Source organism: Massilia atriviolacea (genome assembly GCF_003953935.1).
GTDB classification, from domain to species: Bacteria; Pseudomonadota; Gammaproteobacteria; order Burkholderiales; family Burkholderiaceae_D; genus Telluria_A; species Telluria_A atriviolacea.
Genome location: NZ_RXLQ01000003.1, coordinates 228,370 through 244,361 on the forward strand (window position 1 = coordinate 228,370; position 15,992 = coordinate 244,361).

At 64.3% G+C, this 15,992-nt stretch carries 14 protein-coding genes and 4 tRNA genes; 5 read left to right on the forward strand and 13 right to left on the reverse strand.

Annotated features, from left to right (window positions below):
* Positions 1 to 25: 25 nt before the first annotated feature.
* The 9 genes from EJB06_RS06270 to EJB06_RS06310 form a co-directional block, all read right to left on the reverse strand.
* Entirely contained in the window at positions 26 to 718 is a 693-nt protein-coding gene (locus tag EJB06_RS06270) for a hypothetical protein (protein WP_126073163.1), read from the reverse strand.
* A gap of 457 nt (positions 719 to 1,175) precedes the next feature.
* Entirely contained in the window at positions 1,176 to 1,721 is a 546-nt protein-coding gene (phaP, locus tag EJB06_RS06275; RefSeq protein ID WP_126073164.1) for a TIGR01841 family phasin, read from the reverse strand.
* Positions 1,722 to 1,789: 68 nt separating this feature from the next.
* Complete coding sequence (locus tag EJB06_RS06280) at positions 1,790 to 1,996, reverse strand: hypothetical protein (protein WP_370660113.1); 207 nt, start codon at positions 1,994 to 1,996, stop codon at positions 1,790 to 1,792.
* Between the two features lie 62 nt (positions 1,997 to 2,058).
* Positions 2,059 to 3,432 (reverse strand): sensor histidine kinase, encoded by a 1,374-nt coding sequence (locus tag EJB06_RS06285; protein WP_229426953.1) that lies wholly within the window; start codon positions 3,430 to 3,432, stop codon positions 2,059 to 2,061.
* A 51-nt stretch (positions 3,433 to 3,483) separates the two neighbouring features.
* Positions 3,484 to 4,539: a serine hydrolase domain-containing protein gene (locus tag EJB06_RS06290; RefSeq protein ID WP_229426954.1), complete on the reverse strand. Its 1,056-nt coding sequence runs from the start codon at positions 4,537 to 4,539 to the stop codon at positions 3,484 to 3,486.
* A gap of 126 nt (positions 4,540 to 4,665) precedes the next feature.
* Positions 4,666 to 4,750, reverse strand: a tRNA-Leu gene (locus EJB06_RS06295).
* A gap of 65 nt (positions 4,751 to 4,815) precedes the next feature.
* Positions 4,816 to 4,900 (reverse strand) — tRNA-Leu (locus EJB06_RS06300).
* A gap of 64 nt (positions 4,901 to 4,964) precedes the next feature.
* A tRNA-Leu gene (locus EJB06_RS06305) sits at positions 4,965 to 5,049 on the reverse strand.
* 65 nt (positions 5,050 to 5,114) lie between these two features.
* Positions 5,115 to 5,199, reverse strand: a tRNA-Leu gene (locus tag EJB06_RS06310).
* Between the two features lie 358 nt (positions 5,200 to 5,557).
* Between EJB06_RS06310 and rnr the strand changes: the two genes are divergently transcribed.
* Together rnr and rlmB are read left to right on the forward strand one after the other, a co-directional pair.
* The gene (gene rnr, locus EJB06_RS06315; RefSeq protein ID WP_126073165.1) at positions 5,558 to 8,074 is read left to right on the forward strand and encodes a ribonuclease R; all 2,517 of its coding nucleotides are present in this window, start codon (positions 5,558 to 5,560) and stop codon (positions 8,072 to 8,074) included.
* A 3-nt stretch (positions 8,075 to 8,077) separates the two neighbouring features.
* On the forward strand, positions 8,078 to 8,821 hold the full coding sequence (rlmB, locus tag EJB06_RS06320) for a 23S rRNA (guanosine(2251)-2'-O)-methyltransferase RlmB (RefSeq protein ID WP_126073166.1): 744 nt from the start codon (positions 8,078 to 8,080) through the stop codon (positions 8,819 to 8,821).
* A 49-nt stretch (positions 8,822 to 8,870) separates the two neighbouring features.
* Here rlmB and EJB06_RS06325 read toward each other — a convergent pair whose 3' ends face one another.
* On the reverse strand, positions 8,871 to 9,899 hold the full coding sequence (locus EJB06_RS06325) for a glycoside hydrolase family 16 protein (protein ID WP_126073167.1): 1,029 nt from the start codon (positions 9,897 to 9,899) through the stop codon (positions 8,871 to 8,873).
* 176 nt (positions 9,900 to 10,075) lie between these two features.
* Between EJB06_RS06325 and cysE the strand changes: the two genes are divergently transcribed.
* Together cysE and EJB06_RS06335 are read left to right on the forward strand one after the other, a co-directional pair.
* Positions 10,076 to 10,816: a serine O-acetyltransferase gene (gene cysE, locus EJB06_RS06330; RefSeq protein ID WP_126073168.1), complete on the forward strand. Its 741-nt coding sequence runs from the start codon at positions 10,076 to 10,078 to the stop codon at positions 10,814 to 10,816.
* 12 nt (positions 10,817 to 10,828) lie between these two features.
* Complete coding sequence (locus EJB06_RS06335) at positions 10,829 to 11,509, forward strand: YceH family protein (protein WP_126073169.1); 681 nt, start codon at positions 10,829 to 10,831, stop codon at positions 11,507 to 11,509.
* Between the two features lie 46 nt (positions 11,510 to 11,555).
* On the opposite strand, the gene EJB06_RS06340 is transcribed toward EJB06_RS06335, so the two are convergent.
* Genes EJB06_RS06340 through EJB06_RS06350 form a run of 3 tightly spaced genes read right to left on the reverse strand, consistent with a single transcriptional unit; the run spans position 11,556 to position 13,728 of the window.
* Positions 11,556 to 12,512, reverse strand: a complete 957-nt coding sequence (locus EJB06_RS06340) for a hypothetical protein (protein WP_126073170.1) — start codon at positions 12,510 to 12,512, stop codon at positions 11,556 to 11,558.
* On the reverse strand, positions 12,509 to 13,366 hold the full coding sequence (locus EJB06_RS06345; RefSeq protein WP_126073171.1) for an ABC transporter ATP-binding protein: 858 nt from the start codon (positions 13,364 to 13,366) through the stop codon (positions 12,509 to 12,511). Before EJB06_RS06345 ends, EJB06_RS06340 begins: the two co-directional genes overlap by 4 nt.
* A complete protein-coding gene (locus EJB06_RS06350) occupies positions 13,363 to 13,728 on the reverse strand; it encodes a GntR family transcriptional regulator (RefSeq protein ID WP_126073172.1) in 366 nt (121 codons plus the stop codon). Before EJB06_RS06350 ends, EJB06_RS06345 begins: the two co-directional genes overlap by 4 nt.
* 234 nt (positions 13,729 to 13,962) lie before the next feature.
* Between EJB06_RS06350 and EJB06_RS06355 the strand changes: the two genes are divergently transcribed.
* Positions 13,963 to 15,957: an NHL repeat-containing protein gene (locus EJB06_RS06355; RefSeq protein WP_126073173.1), complete on the forward strand. Its 1,995-nt coding sequence runs from the start codon at positions 13,963 to 13,965 to the stop codon at positions 15,955 to 15,957.
* Positions 15,958 to 15,992: the final 35 nt, after the last annotated feature.

The window sequence follows — 15,992 nt, forward strand, 5'->3', positions numbered from 1 at the left end:
CCTCGCGTGCGGGGCGCCGTGGTTTTCAGGGTTCCGCGAGATGGCGCCGCTGGATGCTGGCGTACGACAGCAGGGTATCGAGCGCGCCGCCGTTCGGGCCGGCGGCGCCCAGCGATGCCCTGCGTTTCGCGGGGGAGGGCGGCGCGTCCTTGCGTGCGCCCTTGCGCGCCGCTTTCCCCGCTTTCGCGAGCGCCAGCTTGCCGGCGGCGGCAGCCTTGGCGGCGTCGCGCGGCTTGGCGGGCTTGCGCGCCGCCGTCGCCAGCCTCGCCGGCGCCGCCGGCGCGGGCGCCTGCAGTTCCGCCGGGGCCAGCATCACCAGTGGCGGCACGGGCTGCGGCGCCGGGATCGGACGCTTGGGCGGCTCCTCCTTCTCGTCGATGATCACGACCGGCTTGCCCGCCGTCGAGGTTGCCAGCGCAATGCCCTTGCCTTGCTGATCGGCCCTGGCGCTGGCGGCCACCTTGCGCGCATGCGGGGAGTTGATGTTTTCATACGTCAGCAGGGCCACCAGGGTGACCAGCATCAGCACCGCAATCCCGGCCACCACGGCGAACACGAGGCGCGCGGCCCGCACCTGGCGAATCTTGGCGCTGCCGCCTTCGGCAAACCGGCGCCCCACGGCGGCGTAGGCTTGTTGTTCGACATCGGAAGAACGCCGGGTTCCCTGGCGCAGGTTGGGCTTGATGCCGGGACGGCTGGTGTGGGCGGTGATGGACACGGACGACTCCCTGGAGGTGAGGATGCGGACGTTCTGATTAGAAACAATTCCGCGTGGCACCTTCATGACATTTGTCGTGCTATCGCCCACACCCGGCGCCGGCCTTTGATCGAACGCAATCGTCTCCCGATTCCGCAACACGTCAAGCGAACTGAGCGGAGCTTGATCGGGCGCAATCGCCGGCCGTTTTCCCGCTCCAATAATGGGGTCTGCGTTCAAGAACCGTATGCGTAACCGCCGTGGCGCAGGCTGCGGCACCACCAGGAGAACGGATTGAGACAATATGCACACCGGGCGGTCGACCGCCTCACGGCGCGCAAGCGCATGACCTTGCTGGTGCTGGTGATCATCGTTTGCGGCGGCGTGATGGCCTGAGCCGGCAGTCCCCATGAAAAAAACCGCCGTTCCCCTGGGCCGGGAACGGCGGTTTTTTGATGTTTAGACGACGAGGGGCGCCCTAGGCGGCGTTCTTTTCAGCCGGCGCCACCTGCGCGGTGGCCTTGGCGATCTGGTCTTCCACCACCTGCACGGCCTGGCGCGTGGCCTTGGTCACCTGTTCGTAGCCCTGGAAGGCATTGTCGATCGCGGTCTTGATGATTTCGACCGCGTTTTCCGAGCCCGGCTTGACGTTCTGCGTCACGTCGTAGATCAGCGCCGTCAGCGTGCTCTTGGCTTCGGCGATGTGGGCGTCGGCGGCCTGGGTGAATTCGTTGTGGATGTCGTCGATGATCACCTTGAGCTGTTCGCCGTATTCCACCGCCCCGGCCATCGGCCTGGCGTGGGCTGCGGCCACGTCCATCGCTGCCTTCGGATCCTTGGCCTGGCTCATTTCCTTGCCCATCGCCATGGAGCCTTGCACCGAATTTTTTGCAGTCGTCATGTTCAGCGAGACAACCTGTTCCACGCCTTGCACCGCTTTGCTGGTGAGAGCGTTAAAAGTCATCATCTGGAGTTCGAATAGCGTCTTGGTGGCGGATGCAAATTGTTCGGGATTCGTAAACATGGACTTCTCCTCAGTGTGATTGGATCTAACGGACAACCTTCGAGCTTCTCCTCTGTGTTTTTTGGCTATTATTTAGTAATAAGCAATTTCATGCAATGGCTATCCCGATAGGGGCCGTCCGCCTTTTCCCAGCCGGGTCCGAGCGGCGTCTGGTGGCACACCAGCTTGCCGTCGTTCTTGCTGCGCCACTTGTACCAGGGCGCGGGCGCGGCCAGCAGCGCTGCGCTGGCGCAGGCGAGGACACAGGCCACGGCGGATGTGCGGAAAGTAATCACATGCCAGAGCGAGCATAGCCTGTTGGCGCCGCAAGTCAAGCGTGCCGCGTGCGCGCAGCGGGTCAGGCGCCGGCGATGGCCGGCAAGGTGAGGCGGAAGGTCGAGCCTTTTCCCAGCGCGCTATCGAGTTCGATCCTGCCGCCCAGCACACCGCTGACGATGTTGTGCACCACATGCAAGCCCAGACCCGATCCGCCCGCGCCGGGCCTGGTCGTGACGAAGGGGTCGTACACGCGCGGCGCCAGCGGCGGGGCGATGCCGGCGCCGTTGTCGCTGACCGAAATGCGCACGCTCGCGTCGATGGCGGGCGCCGCGCGGATGACGATGGCGCCATCGGCCGTGTCCGCAAACGCATGGACCAGGCAATTGTCGACCAGGTGGGTCAGCGCTTCGGCCAGCGGGCCGGGATAGCTGTCCATCGCCAGCCCCGGGGCGATGTCGGTCTCGATCACCACGCCGCGCTGGCGCGCCAGGACCCGCAGCGGCGGCAGCAGCTCGGCCAGCAGTTCGCACAGCATGAAGGCGCGCCGCTCCGAGTTGCCGGGATCGACCGCCACCTGCTTGAAGCTGGCCACCAGGCGGGCCGCGCGTTGCAGGTTGCGTGCCAGGATCTGGCCGGCTTCGTCGGCCTGGGCGAAAAACCGGGCCAGCTGGGAGCGCCGCAGGCCGCCCTCCACGCTGCCGGCCAGCGCGCGGGTTTTATCGGCCAGGCAGGTGGCGGCGATCAGGCTGTTGCCGATCGGCGTGTTCAGTTCGTGCGCGACGCCGGCCACCAGCGCCCCGAGCGCGGCCAGCCTGTCGCGCCGCACCAGCTCTTCCTGCGCCTGCGACAGGGCCGCCGTGCGCGCCTCCACCAGGGCCTGCAGATGGTCGCGGTGCAGGGCCAGTTCGGACTCGCGGCGCGCGCGTTCGATGGCGATCGCGGCCAGGTGGGTGGCGATGCCGGGCAGGCACAGGTCGTCCTCGCCCGGCGCTTTCGGCGCGCGGTAGTACATGGCGAACGAGCCGAGGATGCGCTGGCCGTCGCCGTAAATCGGGGTCGACCAGCACGCCCGCAAGCCATGCGGGACGGCCAGGGCGTGGTAATCGGCCCACAGCGGATCGCTCAGGATATCGGTGACGATCACCGTCTCGCCGCGATGGATGGCGGTGCCGCAGGAGCCCGCGCAGGGGCCGATGGTCAGGCCGTCGAGGGCGGCCAGGAAAGCCGGCGGCAGGCTGGGACCGGCGCCCGGGTGGACGGTGCGGCCGTCGTCGTCGAGCAGCATCAGCGAGCACAGGACGTCCTCGGACTGCGCTTCGATCAGCCGCATCAGGCTGTCCAGGATATCCTGCAGCGCGGCGCCGCGCGCGATCATTTCCAGCACGCGGTGCTGGCCGTCGCGGGCGGTGTTGGAGGGCGACTTCACGATCATGCCGATGGCTGCGGGAGACAAGCTCAGTCTAGTCCATGCGCGGCCGCCGGGCAAATTGCGCGCGCTGTCGCGTCAGGGCGGCGTGCCCAGATAGTGGGCCGCGACCAGTTCGAGCAGCTTGGCGACCGCCGCGTCGGAGCGGTTGGTCAGTACCACCACGACCAGCTTGTCGTCGACGAAACGGGTGGCCTGGGTGGTGAATCCCTGCCAGGCGCCGTCATGCCAGACCGAGGCCCGCCCGAGCGTGGGCGAGGTCTCCCAGCCGAAACCGTACGCTTTTGTGCTGCCGTCCCTGAGCGTGGTCGGGGTCCACATGGCGCGCTTGAGCGCCGCGCCCAGCACCTGGTCGCCATCGAGGGCGATATGCCATTTGGCCAGGTCGCGCGCGGTCAGGTACAGGCTGCCGTCGGCAGTCGTGTTGAGGGTGGGAGACACCCATTCCTGATTCTTGAAGGCGCCGTCGACCACGTCGTAGCCGGCGGCGCGGTGCGGCACGATGTCGCGTTCGCTGATGATGCGCGCCTGCATGCCCGCCGGTGCAAAGATGCGCTCGCGCAGCTGTTCGCCGTAGTGTTTTCCACCCACGCGGGTGCACAGGATGCCCAGCAACTGGTAGCCGAAATTGCTGTATGCCCACTTCGTCCCCGGCGCCCATTGCAGCGGCAGCGTGCTGCCCGCGCCTTGCAATTGCGCGTCGGTGTAATCCTGGTTCAGCTTGACGATCTCGTCCGGATCGCGCAAACCGGAGGTGTGATTGAGCAAATGACGTACAGAGATCTTTTTCCAGGCCGGCGGCGTGGCCGGCAGATGGCGCGCAATCGGGTCGTCCAGCCGCAGTTTGCCGTCCTCGGCCAGCAACAGCACCAGCGCGGCGGTAAATTGCTTGCCGACCGAGCCGGACTGGAAGACGGTATCGGGCGTGGCGGCGACCCGGTGTTCCAGGTTGGCCAAGCCATAAGCGCCTTCCTTGACGATTTTTCCCTCCCTGACGACGGCGATGGCGGCGCCCGGAATCTGCTGGCGCGCGATTTCGGCGTTGACGATGTCGTCGAGCGGATCGGCGCAGGCGGCGCCGGAGACGGTGAACACGACAGCGGCCAGCATGCGGCCGAGCAAACGAGGAATCATGGCGACCTTTTGAACAGGAAAGATGTGTCGTGCATAAAAGCGGACGCACAACGCAAAACGCCGCAGCCTTGATGCAAGGACTGCGGCGCTTCTGGAATTCTGCGGGAATATGCTAACCCGGTAGAGTGGTGCCCACGGAGGGACTCGAACCCCCACACCTCGCGGCACATGGACCTGAACCATGCGCGTCTACCAATTCCGCCACGTGGGCACTGATACAGCTACTACAACATACTACGGACTACTTGGTACTCGCTGAAAAACATCTCCAGAGAGTGGTGCCCACGGAGGGACTCGAACCCCCACACCTCGCGGCACATGGACCTGAACCATGCGCGTCTACCAATTCCGCCACGTGGGCATCGATACTGCAACAATCTACTGCTTTACTACCTGGTACCCACTGAAAAACCTCTTTCAGGGAGTGGTGCCCACGGAGGGACTCGAACCCCCACACCTCGCGGCACATGGACCTGAACCATGCGCGTCTACCAATTCCGCCACGTGGGCATTGATACAGCTACTACAACATACTACGGACTACTTGGTACTCGCTGAAAAACATCTCCAGAGAGTGGTGCCCACGGAGGGACTCGAACCCCCACACCTCGCGGCACATGGACCTGAACCATGCGCGTCTACCAATTCCGCCACGTGGGCATTGATGTTGCTGTACTTCTTTTGCTGCTTGCCGGCGTCGCCGCCGACTTCTGCTATCATACTCGCTTTCGGAGTTTTGCGCCAGACTAACTTTCGTTACTCTTTTCGCTTCACACCATGCAAATATGCTGCATTTTTCTTCCGCTTCGACGTTGTGTTTCCGCGAAAGACCAAAATTATAGCCGAAGATTTGGAATTGTCACAGCCCTGAACGAAGAATCTTTCAAAGCACGCTTCGTTAGGCGAATCGGACCGACCTCCGTTACACTACGCCTATCACCGTGTCAATAATCACTGTGTCAGCTATCCGGTCAGGCATTTCCCGCGAGCGCTGCCAAAAACAATTATAGAAAACCATTTGAACCAAATTACTCATACCATTCCCAGCCGCGAGGACATTCTCGGCATTTTCCGCAACGCGGGCACGACGCTTGATCTGCAAGCCATCGCCCGCACGCTCAAGGTCAAGCCAGCCGCGCTGGAGGTGTTAACCAGGCGTTTGAATGCCATGCAGCGCGACGGCCAGATCCACGCCGACGCCGATGGCAACTACGCCCTGGCCGACCATTCCGGCTTTATCGCCGGCAAGGTCAGCGCCCACCGCGACGGTTTCGGCTTCGTCATCCCCGACGAACCTGGCGAAGACCTGTTCCTGTCAGACAAAGAGATGCAGAAAGTGCTGCATGGCGACCGCGTGCTCGCCAAAGTCACGGGTACCGACCGCCGCGGCCGCCAGGAAGGCACCATCGTCGAAGTCGTCGCGCGCGCCAACAGCCATGTGATCGGCCGCCTTCTCAATGAGAACGGCGTCTGGATCGTCGCTCCCGAAGACAAACGCATCGGCCAGGACATCCTGGTTGCCGGCTCGCCCGGCAAGGCCAAGGCGGGGCAGATCGTCAGCGTCGAGCTGAGCGAGCAGCCATCGCGCTTCAAGCAGCCGGCCGGCCGCGTGGTCGAAGTGCTCGGCGACCTGGACGATCCCGGCATGGAAATCGAAATTGCCGTGCGCAAGTTCGGCGTGCCGCATATCTTCTCCGCCGCCGCGCTCAAATCGGCCGCCAAGCTGCCCGGCGAGGTGCGCGAGGCCGACCTGGCCGACCGCGTCGACCTGCGCGACGTGCCGCTGGTCACCATCGACGGCGAAGACGCGCGCGACTTCGACGATGCGGTCTACTGCGAACCGGTCAAGGTCGGCAAGGCCAACTGCTTCCGCCTGATCGTCGCCATTGCCGACGTGTCGCACTATGTCAAGCCGAACGATGCGCTCGACGTCGACGCCATCGAACGCAGCACCTCGGTATATTTCCCGCGCCGCGTGATTCCGATGCTGCCCGAGAAGCTCTCGAACGGCCTGTGCTCGCTGAACCCGGCCGTCGACCGCCTGACCCTGGTGTGCGACGCCGTCATTTCGGACAAGGGCGAGATCAAGGCTTACCAGTTCTATCCGGCCGTGATCCACTCGGCCGCGCGGCTGACCTATAACGAAGTGGCCGAGATCCTCGGCAACACCGCCGGTCCGGAAGCGGCGCGCCGTCCGGCCATCGTGCCGCACCTGCTCAACCTGTACGATGTGTACCACGCGCTGCACAAGGCGCGCCAGGTGCGCGGTGCGATCGATTTCGAAACCACCGAAACCTATATCGTCTGCAATGCGCTGGGCAAGATCGAAAAGATCATTCCGCGCACCCGCAATGATGCGCACAAGGTCATCGAGGAATGCATGCTGGCGGCCAACGTCTGCGCGGCCGACCTGCTGATCCGCCACAAGCACCCCGGCACCTACCGCATCCACGCGTCGCCGACCAAGGAAAAGCTGACGCAGGTGCGTACCTTCCTCAAGCAGGTCGGCCTGAATCTGAACGGCGGCGACAAGCCGACCGCCAACGATTACGCCGAACTGATGAAGCAGATCAAGGACCGTCCGGACGCCTCGCTGCTGCAGACCATGCTGCTGCGTTCGATGCAGCAGGCGGTGTACAGCCCCGACAATATCGGCCACTTCGGCCTGGCCTACGAGGCGTATGCCCACTTCACCAGCCCGATCCGTCGCTATCCCGACCTGCTGACGCACCGCGCCATCAAGGCCATCCTGCTCGGCAAGAAGTACGAGCCGAAGGGCATCGACCTGGCCGGCCTGAACACCACCGTGTCGAACGCCACGCGCAAGCAGCAGGCCAAGGACAAGGCCGAAGGCAAGCAAAAGAACGAGAAAGACCTGACTATCTGGGACGCCCTGGGCGTGCATTGCTCGGCCAACGAGCGCCGCGCCGACGAAGCCTCGCGCGACGTCGAAGCCTGGCTCAAGTGCTACTTCATCAAGGACAAGCTCGGTGAAGAATTCACCGGCGTGGTCTCGGGCGTGACCACCTTCGGCATCTTCGTGCAGCTCGACGCGCTGTTCGTCGAAGGCCTGGTGCACATCACCGAACTGGGCACCGATTACTTCCAGTACGACGAAGCGCGCCACGAGCTGCGCGGCGAACGCACGGGCAAGCGCTACCAGCTGACCGACCGCGTGACGGTGCAGGTGTCGCGGGTCGACCTCGAGGCGCGCAAGATCGACCTGGTGCTGGCCGGCGGCAGCGTGCAGGCCGACAGCGGCGCGGGCAAGCCGAAAAGCGCGGCGCACAAGGCGCTCGACGCCAAGCCGGCCAAATCCGGCAAGTCGGGCCGCGGCTCGGGCGGCGGCGCAGGCAACACGCCATCGCGTTACGAACTCGACGAGAGTGTCGGCGCGGAAGCCTCGGGCAGCAAGCCGAAACGCGGCAAGTCCGCTGCGGCGGCCGGCAAATCGGCCAGCCGTTCGGCAAAACCGGCAGGCAGCGGCAATTCCAGCACCAGATCAACAAGCAAAACGAACAAGAGCAAGCGATAACACATGAAGAATAAAATGATTTTCGGGTTCCACGCGGTGACTTCGCGTCTGCGTCACGAGGCGTCGTCGGTGGAAGAGATTTTTGTCGATGCGACCCGCCAGGATCGCCGCATGCACGACCTCGTCGCCAATGCCAAGGCATTGGGCGTGCGCGTCATGCCGGTCGATTCGGCCCGCCTCGACAAGATCGTCGGAACCCGGCGCCACCAGGGCGTGATTGCCTTCGCCAGCCAGCTGGCGCTGGCGCGCAACCTGGATGAACTGCTCGATGCGATCGAAGGTCCGCCGCTGCTGCTGATCCTCGACGGCATCACCGATCCGCACAACCTGGGCGCCTGCCTGCGCGTGGCCGACGGGGTCGGCGCGCACGCGGTCATCGTGCCGAAGGACCGCGCGGTCGGCCTGAACGCCACGGCGGCCAAGGTCGCCAGCGGCGCCGCCGAAACCGTGCCCTACATCACGGTGACCAACCTGGCGCGCACCATGCGCGAACTGAAAGAGCGCGACATCCTGCTGATCGGCACCACCGACGATGCGGACAAGGGCTTGTACGAAGCGGACTTCTCCGGTCCGGCCGCGCTCGTCATGGGCTCGGAAGGCGAGGGCATGCGCCGCCTGACCCGCGAAACCTGCGACGTGCTGGTCGGTATTCCGATGTTCGGCTCGGTCGAGAGCCTGAACGTATCGGTGGCCTCGGGCGTCTGCCTGTACGAAGCACGCCGCCAGCGCCTCGCGCGCGAAGGCTAAGCCCTTCTTTTGCGTCGCCCTTCCTCGGGCGACGTTTCCCCGGCCTGGCTTACCTGGCCACGCAGATCTCCACCCCGCGATTGTCGAACACGTCCCTGACGCACGGGGCGCTGGTCGGGGTGTAGGTGACGATCCAGTCCACCTCCATCGTGCGCGCCGGGAAGTCGTCGTTCGCCTTCAGCCATCCCGGCCATTTTCCGCCGACCGCCAGATTGACCATCATGTAGAACGGCTGATGCTGGTCGGGACGGGTCGCGACCTGCGACACCGGCACCCGGTCGATGTAAAACACCACCTTCTCTTTCAGCCACAGGGCGCCGTAGCTGTGAAACGCCGTGTCGAAGCCGGGTACGGCGGTCTTCATGCCCAAGGTTGTGCTGTTCACATTGGTCGAGTGGGTGCCTTGCGAGATCTGGCCGGGATAGGAGGCGGGCGCTTCCATGATGTCGATCTCCGGCGGCCAGGTGCGCGAGGTCGACAGCATCCAGAACGCCGGCAACAGCTTCGATCCGGCAGGGACCTTGGAACTGATCTCGAAATAGCCGTACTGCTGGGCATATTTCTGGTGCGTCGACAGCAAGCCGGAGATGAAGGGATAGCCCCAGGCTTTCTCGAACAAGTCGTCCGGCGTGCGCCGTGCCGTGATCGTCAGGATGCTGTCCGCGATGCTGAACGGACTGACGCCGATTGCGTTAAATGTGGGATCGATGTAGACCTGCTGCTCGTGGCCCTCGTTCTGGCGGCGCTTGGTGGCAGCGTTGTAGCCCAGATGCAGCTTCGGATTATTCGGGTGCACGCCGCCGTCCAGGTGCGGCGCCCATCTGCCCGGCGCGCCGGCGGCGTCGGCCAGCTCCGGCATGGTGGCGAAGGTCTCGAAAAAGCGCTTGGTCAGCGGGAAGTACGCCATCTCGTCGCTGCTCGCCACGCGGCTGATGGTGGCGCCGGCCGGGGCCGTGGGAACGTGCAGGAATACCATGTCGCCCGGCGTGCGCGCCGGCTTGACAGGGACCGGCGCGGGAATGGTGGCTGCCAGCGAGTGGCCGCACAGCAGCGAAAGAATCAAAGCGGGAATTTTCATGGAGCGTCCTGACGGCCTGGAGGTAGAAATGTGCAATATTGCAAATTTATTATAGTTGCAAAATTTGCCTCCGTGCAATCGACTTTATGCGAGACGGGCAAATTGACCACACATAAGCGGGAGGCGGGCGGATACGCTACCATGCCTGTACCGTAACCGTCCCACATCCCCTGTTTATGTTTTTACACCTGCGCGAAGATATCAAGAGCATCATTGAACGCGACCCGGCCGCCCGTAACGGATGGGAAGTGTTCACTTGTTATCCCGGCTTCCAGGCCATCATGATGCACCGCTGGGCGCAGGCCTGCTGGAAAAGCGATCTGAAATGGATCGGCCGCTTCATCTCCTACCTCGCGCGCATCCTGACCGGCATCGAAATCCATCCCGGCGCCACCATCGGGCGGCGCGTCTTCATCGACCACGGCTTCGGCGTGGTCATCGGCGAGACCGCCATCGTCGGCGACGACTGCACCATCTACCAGGGCGTGACGCTGGGCGGCACCTCGCTCAACAGCGGCACCAAGCGCCACCCGACGCTGGAACGCGGCGTCATCATCGGCGCCGGCGCCAAGGTGCTCGGCTCGTTCACGGTGGGCGAATACGCCAAGGTCGGCTCGAACGCGGTGGTGATCAAGCCGGTGCCGGCGGGCGCGACGGCGGTCGGCAATCCGGCCCACATCGTCCAGAAAGAGGTCGACACGCGTCCCAACGCCCATCTGTTCTCGGCCTACGGCGTGACCCCGAACGGCGACGATCCGCTGTCGAAGGCGCTGCACGGCCTGATCAATCACGCGGCGCGCCAGGACGAACAGCTCGATCGCCTGATGGCGCTGATGAAGTCGGCGGGAATCGCCTGCCCGAGCACGCCCGAGTGTGATAAATTGGATTCGGTAAAGCTTAATAAACTGGTCGAGTAAGGAAACAAACGCATGACACTAGAATCGACTGGCGGCGCCGACGGCGCCGCCTTGCTGGACCCGTTCGAAATCCGCGTGCTGGCGGTGCTGGCCGAGAAAGAAGGCCTCACGCCCGACAATTATCCGATGTCCCTCAATGCCATCACCAACGGCTGCAACCAGTTGTCGAGCCGCGATCCGGTGATGCAGCTGTCCGACGACACCGTGCAGGATGTGTTGCAGCGGCTCATGCAGCGCAAGTTCGTCAACGGCATCACCCAGGCCGGCGCCCGTGTGACCAAGTACGAGCACCGCATGCGCATCAAATGGTCGCTGGAGCAGGACAAGCTGGCCGTGCTGACGATCCTGATGCTGCGCGGCTTGCAGACGGCCGGCGAAATCCGCACCCGCAGCGGGCGCCTGCACGAATTCAAGTCGGTGGCGGAAGTGGAAAGCTGCCTGCAATTCCTGATCGACAAATATCCGCCGATCGTGTCGAAGCTGCCGCTGGCGCCCGGCACCAAGGAGCCGCGCTACGGCCAGCTGCTGGGCGGCGAAGCGGCCCTGGTGCAGCAGGAATCGGCGTTCGGGGTGGTCAGCGCGCCGGCCCAGGGCAGCCGGGTGGCGCAGCTGGAACAGGAAGTGGCGGCCCTGCGCGCCGAGGTCGACGACCTGAAACTGCAGTTCCTGGCGTTCAAGACGCAGTTCGAGTAAGGCCGCGCGCCGTTCCCGCACCCCGGCGCGGGAACGGCGCGTCATGTCAGCCTTCGTCCTTGAAGCGGCGCAGGCGGATCGCCGCATAGATCATCAGCGCACCGGCCGCCGCACCGATCCACACCCCCGGATTGGCCAGGGCAAGCCAGGCTTGCGCCAGCACATCCATGCCCGGCTCGTGCAGCAGCGTGCCGCCCCGGTTGTGATCGAACAGCCAGCTGCCCGGCACCAGCCCCAGCAGCATGCGCCCGGCCACGTTGGTCATCATCCAGGCCGCCGCCGAATCGATCCCGAGCAGGTAGCCGATCCATTTGACGAGCATCAGCGCGATCAGCGGCACGCCGACCGCCCACAGGAACACTTTCGATCTGGCCCAGGCCGAGACCATCAGCAGCCAGCCGACCGTCGGCAGGGCGCACAGCACGTACACCGGCAGCACGCCCACCGCGTGCACGGGCAGCATGTAGAAGGCCGGGTTGCCCAGGATGGCGCCGAACACGCTCACGCCATGGAACATGGCGGCCGTGCCGATGATGAGCATCAACGCAAACGAGGTGGCCAGGCTGACGCCGATCACGATCAGCGGCGCGGCCACGGTCACCATCAGCACTTTCGACAGCACCGTCCGGGTGTCCGACAGCGGCAGCGATTTCCAGAACAGGATGCTGCGGTCGCGCCGTTCGTCGTGCAGCGCGCCGAGGCAGTAGAAGAAGGTGGTCACGGCCAGCATCAGCAGCAGCGGCAGGCCGGCGCCCACGCAGATATTCGACAGCACCTCGACCAGTTGCCGGTGGTCGTGCGCCGACATGCCGTTGAAGGCGGCCTGCAGGTCCTGCATCTGGCCGTTGACCTTGAAGGTGAAGTGGGCGCCGCTGCTCATGCCGTAGATGATGGTCAGGCCGGTCACCGCCACCATCACGGCGCCCAGCACCAGCGGCGCCCAGTAGAACGATCCCTTGTGCTCCCAGAACTCGCGCTTGAGCAGCCATGTCATTGTGTTCATGCGTAGCTTCCTTTCATGGTGGCGACAAACAGATCGGCGACGCTGGGGCTGCGCGTTTCGCCGAGCACGTCCAGCTGCGCGCGCGCCACGCCGTCGAACAGCAGCACCGACTTGCCGAACACGCTGCGCTGGTCGATCGGCTGCAGCGCGTTGGCGGCGTTGAGCTTGTCCGGCGCGACCATCACTTCGATGAAGCGCTCGCCCACCTCGTCCATCGAGGCCGACAGCACGATCTTGCCGTCGCGGATGAACAGCAGGTCGGTGAGGATGTGCTCGACTTCCTCGACCTGGTGAGTCGTGATGACGATCGTCTTGTTTTCGTCGAAGTAATCCTCCAGCAGATTCTGGTAGAACTGCTTGCGGTACAGGATGTCCAGGCCCAGGGTCGGTTCGTCCAGCACCAGCAGCCTGGCGTCGATGGCCATCACCAGCGCCAGGTGCAGTTGCACGATCATGCCCTTGGACATGGTCTTGACCTTCATCTCCGGCTTGAGCTTGGTGGCGGCCAGGTAGCGCTCGGCCTTGGCGCGGTTGAAGCGCGGGTGCACGCCTGCGACGAAATCGATCGCTTCGGACACGCGCAGCCAGCGCGGCAGGATCGCCACGTCGGCGATAAAGCAGACCTGCTGCATCAGCGCGTCGCGCCCGCTGCGCGGATCGATGCCGAGCACCGACAGCTCGCCCTCCACATCGGTCAGGCCGAGCACGGCCTTGAGGGTGGTGGTCTTGCCGGAGCCGTTGGGGCCGATCAGGCCGACGATGCGGCCGGCGCCGATCTCGAAGCTGGCATTGTCGAGCGCCAGCGCCTTGCCATAGCGCTTGCTCAGGTTGCGGGCGGTGAGGACGGCGCTCATGGCTGGCCTCCGTCGCGCGGGCGCAGCAGCTGTTCCAGGTCCAGGCCGAGGCGGCGGATGCGTTCGAGCATGGCCGGCCATTCTTCGCGCACGAAGCGCTCGCGTTCGCTGGCGAGCAGTTTTTCGCTCGCGCCTTCTGTCACATACATGCCAATTCCCCTTCGTTTTTCGACGAGTTCCTCGTCCACCAGTTCCTGGTAGGCGCGTGAAACGGTGATCGGATTGAGCTGATACTCGGCCGCGACCTGGCGCACCGAGGGCAGGGCGTCGCCAGCCTTGAGCACGCCATCGAGCATCATGCCGACGACCTTGTCCTTGAGCTGGCGGTAGATGGGGGTATTGTCGTTCCAGCCGATCGTCATGGCCGGCCCTCCCGCGGAGATGGTGTTGCCTGATGAGACATGAATCCTCCCTGATTGGTGAGGTGATGAGGTGGTGATGTAGTTAACTATAACACCAAATCATGTACCGTCAAGGTCTGCATGCGAGAAAAACAACGCCCAGCCTCCTGATATGAAGTTAGTTCCGTCGGTTAATTACTGCTGCCTGTGGATAATTGTTATATTTACGGTCCTTTCATCCGAACCAACAATTACATGCAGCGATTCAGACAGCAGACCTCCTTTCCACGTCCGGCCATACGGCGCAGCATCGCGCTGCTGCTGGCCGCAATGCTGAGCGCTTGCGGCGGCGGCTCCGGTGGTTCCGGCGCATCGCCAGCGCCGTCCGAGGCGCCTGTCGCGCCGCCACCTGTCAAGGTATTGCCCCCCGTCCTGGCCGGCGTGCCATCCCTGCTGCAGACGCCGGGCGGCATGGCGGTCGACCGGGCGGGCAATACCTTCGTGCTCGACGCCGGCCGCCAAGTGGTTCTCAAGTTCACGCCGGATGGCGCGGTATCGACCCTGGCCGGCTCCGATATGGTGTTCGGGAGCCAGGATGGCGTCGGTACTGGCGCAAGTTTTCGTTTCAATTATGAGTCGCGCATGCTGATCGACGCGGCCGGCAACCTTGTCGTGACGGACACGTGCAACAATACGATCCGGCGCATCACACCGGCCGGCGCGGTGAGCACCGTCGCCGGCCAGACCGGCTATTCATGCGGCGTGCGCGACAACCCGCTCCAGCCCGACCGCCAGCCAGTGCGCCGCACCTTCCATCGTCCAGGCGGTATTGCGCTCGATACCAATGGCGACTACCTGGTGTTGTCCGGCGCACGGGAACTTCAGCGTGTCACGCCAACAGGCAAGGTCACCAGCGTCGAATGGGCCAGAAGCGGCGGCCCCATCCGGCCAAGCAGCCTGGTGGTTGCGAAAGGCGGCGCGATCTACGCCGCCGATAGCGTGCGCGTCTACCGTGTCGGCAACAACGGGGTATTGCAGTTGATCGCCGGCCAGCCCGTGAGCGGGATGGCCGATGGCCAGGGTGAGGCGGCCGGCTTCAATCTGATCGGCGCAATGGCGATGAGCGAATCCGGCGATGTCCTGATCGCCGATGGGGGGCGTTTGCGCAAGATGACCCCTGCCGGCATGGTCACGACCGTGATCGGCGGGGATGGCACGGGCATCGTGCGTGACGGTGACGCCGCCAGCGCCCGTTTCGGGACGCTTGTCGCGCTGGCCTTCGATCCGGCCGGGCAGCTCATCGGAGTCGACGGTGTTGCGCGGACGCTGCGCAGGATTTCCGCATCGGGCGAGGTGACGACCTTTGCCGCCACGCCGTCCGCGGGCGGCACGGTGGACGGTACGGGCGCGGCGGCGCGCTTCGGTAGCCTGAGCCACGTGGCCAGCGATTCCAAAGGCAATCTGTATGTCGCTGACCGCCAGCGCTATGTGATCCGGCGGGTGGCCCCCAGTGGACAGACCAGCGTATTCGCCGGCGTGCCCGGTGTGAAGAACAATGCCCTGACAGGCGTTTTCCGGGCTGATGCGTTTGCCAGTCCGGACAACGTCGTTATTGATGGCAAAGAGGTGATGTACGTGTCCGATATCGGACGCATCGTCAAGATCAAGGACGGTGCGATGACGACCTTGGTCGACTTTTCCGGCAATACCAGGCTCGGCGCTGTCTACGGCATGGCCGTCGATCTCGACGGCAATCTCGCCGTGGCCTACATCAACGCCGCGTTGATCTACGCGCCATCGGGGAAGTTGATCCGTACTATCGACGTGAACAATTTCTCGCCGGAGATGACGGCTAACCGCGCGGGATATGTCCTCACCCCGCGCGCCCTTGCCTTCGACCGCGCCGGCAATCTGTATATGGCCGAGCCATACAGCCACGTCGTTTTCAAGGTCGCGAAAGACGGCCCATTGTCGGTCTTCGCCGGCACCCTTGGCGTTGCCGGGGATCAGGACGGTGCACCCGGCACGGCCAGCCTGGGTTTCTATTCCCAGGTACAGATGACATTCGTGCCGAATGGCGACATGTACATGACCGGACACGGAAAATTGCGCAAGGTCAGTCCAGACGGCAGCGTGTCGACGCCGGCGCTGGCCTGGGGTTATCCTCACCTGCTCAGCATCACGTCCAGCAATGGCCTGCTGAAAGGGATGACGCGCTACGCCGTCATGCAAACACCGCTACCCCAGTAGCGCTGCTTCAGCGGCTGGCATGAGCAACGCATCAT